Below are 3,610 nucleotides of genomic sequence, written 5' to 3' on the forward strand. Positions count from 1 at the left end.
GAGGTCAATAATGCGGTTTACGCATTGAACCACAGGCCTAGAAAGTGCTTGGGATACCGCACCCCTCATGAGGTGTTTTACGGCCTGGAGATCACCCCCATTAAACTGCCATCTGATGCACTTTGTCTGTGAATCCGCGAAAGAAAATGCCATTTGCGCACGGCGGTATTCGATTGTTTGCTATTACTTCCGTAGCAATTATCCAATCCGATCATGGAGCCGTCACCGGCGCAGCAAAACGTCCAAGGGAGTGCAAAGGCGGTTCGTGGGGGCCACGAATGCGCATTTATGCAAAAAAGTCACTGGTTTCCGACGTTCGGCCACATTTATGTGACGAAAGATTTGCAATACAGTGAGCCCATGCCGCCCCAGTGGCTGGCAAGCCCGTATTGATCACTTTCTTCAGAGGCTCCCCATGACCGATCGCATCTCCGTTCACGGCCTGCAAGTGGCCCCATCGCTGTACCGCTTTGTGCAAGACAAGGTGCTGCCCGGCACAGGCCTGGACCCTGCGGCGTTCTGGAAGGGTTTTGACAGCATCGTGACCGAGCTGGCCCCCCGCAACATCGCCCTGCTGGCCGAGCGCGACCGCCTGCAAACCGAGCTTGATACCTGGCACAAGGCCAACCCCGGCACCATCAAGAACATGGTGGCCTATCGCAGCTTTCTAGAGAAGATCGGCTATCTGGTGCCCCAGCCCGCCGAGGTCAAGGCCACCACCGCCAACGTGGACGACGAGCTGGCCACCCAGGCCGGGCCGCAGCTGGTGGTGCCCATCCTCAACGCCCGCTATGCCCTGAACGCCGCCAACGCCCGCTGGGGCAGCCTGTACGACGCGCTATACGGCACCGATGCCATCCCCGAGACCGATGGCGCAGAAAAAGGCAAGGGCTACAACCCGGTGCGCGGCGCCAAGGTGATCGCGTTTGCTCGCCAGGTGCTGGATGACACCGCGCCGCTGGCATCCGGCTCTCACAAGGATTCGACTGGCTACAAGGTCGCAGGCGGCCAGCTGGTGGTATCGCTCGCCAATGGCAGCACCACCGGCCTGAAGGACCCATCGCAATTGAAGGGATACCAGGGCGATGCCGCCGCGCCGTCGTCGGTGCTGCTGCAGCACAACGGCCTGCACCTGGATATCCAGATCAACCGCAGCACCCCCATCGGCCAGAGCGACGCCGCGGGCGTGAGCGACCTGGTGCTGGAAGCGGCGCTGTCCACCATCCTGGATCTGGAAGACTCCGTGGCCGCGGTGGACGCCGACGACAAGGTGCTGGGCTACAGCAACTGGCTGGGCATCATCCAGGCCACGCTGACGGAGCAGGTCGCCAAGGGCGGCAAGACCTTCACCCGTGGCCTGAACCCGGATCGCATTTACACCGGCCCCGCCGGGGGTGAGGTGCGCCTGCATGGCCGGTCGCTGATGTTCCTGCGCAACGTGGGGCATTTGATGACCAACCCGGCCATTCTGTGGACAGACGCGCAGGGCATGCAGCGCGAAATCCCTGAAGGCATCCTCGACGCCGTGGTGACCACCACCATCGCGCTGCACGACCTGCAAGGCCGTGGAGCGAACGGCATCCGTAACTCGCGCAAGGGCAGCGTCTACATCGTCAAGCCCAAAATGCACGGCCCGGGCGAAGTGGCTTTTGCTGCCGAGCTGTTTGGCCGTGTCGAGAAGCTGCTTGGCCTGCCCGACAGCACCGTCAAGCTCGGGATCATGGATGAGGAGCGCCGCACCTCCGTCAACCTCAAGGCCTGCATTGCGGCAGCCGCAAGCCGCGTGGCCTTCATCAACACCGGCTTCCTCGATCGCACCGGCGACGAGATGCACACCGCCATGCACGCCGGCCCCATGGTGCGCAAGGGCGACATGAAGACAAGCGCCTGGATCCAGTCGTACGAAAAAAACAACGTGCTGGTGGGCCTCTCCTGCGGCCTGCGCGGCAAGGCACAGATCGGCAAAGGCATGTGGGCCATGCCCGACCTGATGGCCGAGATGCTCAAACAGAAAATCGGCCACCCCAAGGCGGGTGCCAACACCGCCTGGGTTCCCAGCCCGACCGGAGCGACGCTGCACGCGCTGCACTACCACCAGGTGAAGGTGAGCGACATCCAGATCGAACTGGAAAAAACCGACGTGAACGCCGAGCGCGACAACCTGCTCACCGGCCTGCTGACCGTGCCCGTGGCTGCGGCTCCGAACTGGAGCGACGCCGAAAAGCAGCAGGAACTGGACAACAACGCCCAGGGCATCCTGGGCTACGTGGTGCGCTGGGTGGACCAGGGCGTGGGCTGCTCCAAGGTGCCAGACATCCACAACGTGGGCCTGATGGAGGACCGCGCCACGCTGCGCATCAGCAGCCAGCACATGGCCAACTGGCTGCTGCACGGCGTGGTCACCCAAGCGCAGGTGCGGGAGACCTTCGAGCGCATGGCTGCCGTGGTGGACCAGCAAAACGCAAGCGACCCGCTGTACGAGCCCATGGCGGGCCACTTTGAGACCAGCATGGCCTACAAGGCAGCCTGCGACCTCGTCTTCAAGGGCCTGGAGCAACCCAGCGGCTACACGGAGCCACTGCTGCATGCGTGGCGGCTCAAGCGCAAGGCGACGGGCGGCTGAGGGCAGCCGACAGTGCGCGGCCCCGGGCGTTCCGCAGATGTTGTGCTGGATGTGCGCGATGCGATGGGTGCGAGAGGGGCGCTGGGCCTCGCTCGAGCTGCTATTTTATTGATAGCGGTATTTCCATATGGATCGCGCGTGACAGGGTATTTTTCTCAATACCGGGTCGCTACAAACAACTTTTGCCCCCGGTGTCGCGGGCTTGTCAGGCCACGCGCGGCTTCGTCCACGTGGTCGCGGTGCACGGGCATCATGGCCGCAGTGGTTGCGGCTACCCCTTGGCTTGCGAGGTGGGTGCGCCCCGGCTGCCAGACCGTACACTGACCGGCTTTGACGTGCCCGCACCGCCCGCTTGCGCCCCCATGCCCGAAGCCCAACCCAGTCACCCTGCGCTCTGCCCGCTGTGTCACCAGCCCAACGACTGCGCGATCGCTGCCGGTCTTGCGCCCCAGGCGTGCTGGTGCATGAGCGTCTGCCTGAGCGATCAGGCCCTGGCAGCGCTGCCCGAGCGCGACATCGGCGCGCGGTGCATCTGCCGGCACTGCGGTGCCGATGCGGGCTCAGGCAGCGGCGCGAAGCAAGCGCCGATATGATGCGGGCCTTCGCGCAGCAATTGCCTGGGGCTGTGCTGCTGTTTCAAGGGTTTTATTCAAGGAGATTTCATGCCCACGTACCATGTCGAGATGATGGAAGGTCGCACGGTCGAGCAAAAACGCAAGCTGGTGGAAGAGATCACCCGGGTGTCGGTGGAAGTCCTCGGCGGCTCTCCCGAATCGGTGGACATCCTGATCACCGACATCAAGCGTGAAAACTGGGCCACCGGCGGCAGGCTGTGGTCGGAGCGCAGCTAGGAGCCTGTCGGACTTGGAAATCGTCGGCTGCAAATCGACCGCAGCGGTCCATTTTTAACCGCCTTTTTGCCCCATAGCTCGGCTATGGGGCTGCAAATTCGGCAAAAACTGTCCTCGCTGGGGCCGATTTTCGCTT

3 protein-coding genes are annotated in these 3,610 nt (G+C 63.2%); all 3 read left to right on the forward strand.

Annotated features, from left to right (window positions below; all coding sequences use genetic code 11):
* Window positions 1-415 precede the first annotated feature (415 nt).
* The 3 genes from ACK543_RS08720 (at window position 416) to ACK543_RS08730 (ending at window position 3,474) form a co-directional block, all read left to right on the forward strand.
* Complete coding sequence (locus ACK543_RS08720) at window positions 416-2,623, forward strand: malate synthase G (RefSeq protein ID WP_409942454.1); 2,208 nt, start codon at window positions 416-418, stop codon at window positions 2,621-2,623.
* A gap of 362 nt (window positions 2,624-2,985) precedes the next feature.
* Window positions 2,986-3,216, forward strand: a complete 231-nt coding sequence (locus ACK543_RS08725; protein WP_409942455.1) for a cysteine-rich CWC family protein — start codon at window positions 2,986-2,988, stop codon at window positions 3,214-3,216.
* Window positions 3,217-3,285: 69 nt separating this feature from the next.
* Window positions 3,286-3,474, forward strand: a complete 189-nt coding sequence (locus ACK543_RS08730; protein ID WP_409942456.1) for a 4-oxalocrotonate tautomerase — start codon at window positions 3,286-3,288, stop codon at window positions 3,472-3,474.
* Window positions 3,475-3,610: the final 136 nt, after the last annotated feature.

Origin of the sequence: Acidovorax sp. (assembly GCF_046341535.1) — a bacterium.
In the GTDB taxonomy this organism is placed as follows: Bacteria; Pseudomonadota; Gammaproteobacteria; order Burkholderiales; family Burkholderiaceae_C; genus Acidovorax.

Bases quoted from the DNA above. Each gene is read 5' to 3' on its own strand.
- ACK543_RS08720 (WP_409942454.1), top strand. From the start codon at position 416: ATGACCGATCGCATCTCCGTTCACGGCCTGCAAGTGGCCCCATCGCTG.
- ACK543_RS08725 (WP_409942455.1), top strand. From the start codon at position 2,986: ATGCCCGAAGCCCAACCCAGTCACCCTGCGCTCTGCCCGCTGTGTCAC.
- ACK543_RS08730 (WP_409942456.1), top strand. From the start codon at position 3,286: ATGCCCACGTACCATGTCGAGATGATGGAAGGTCGCACGGTCGAGCAA.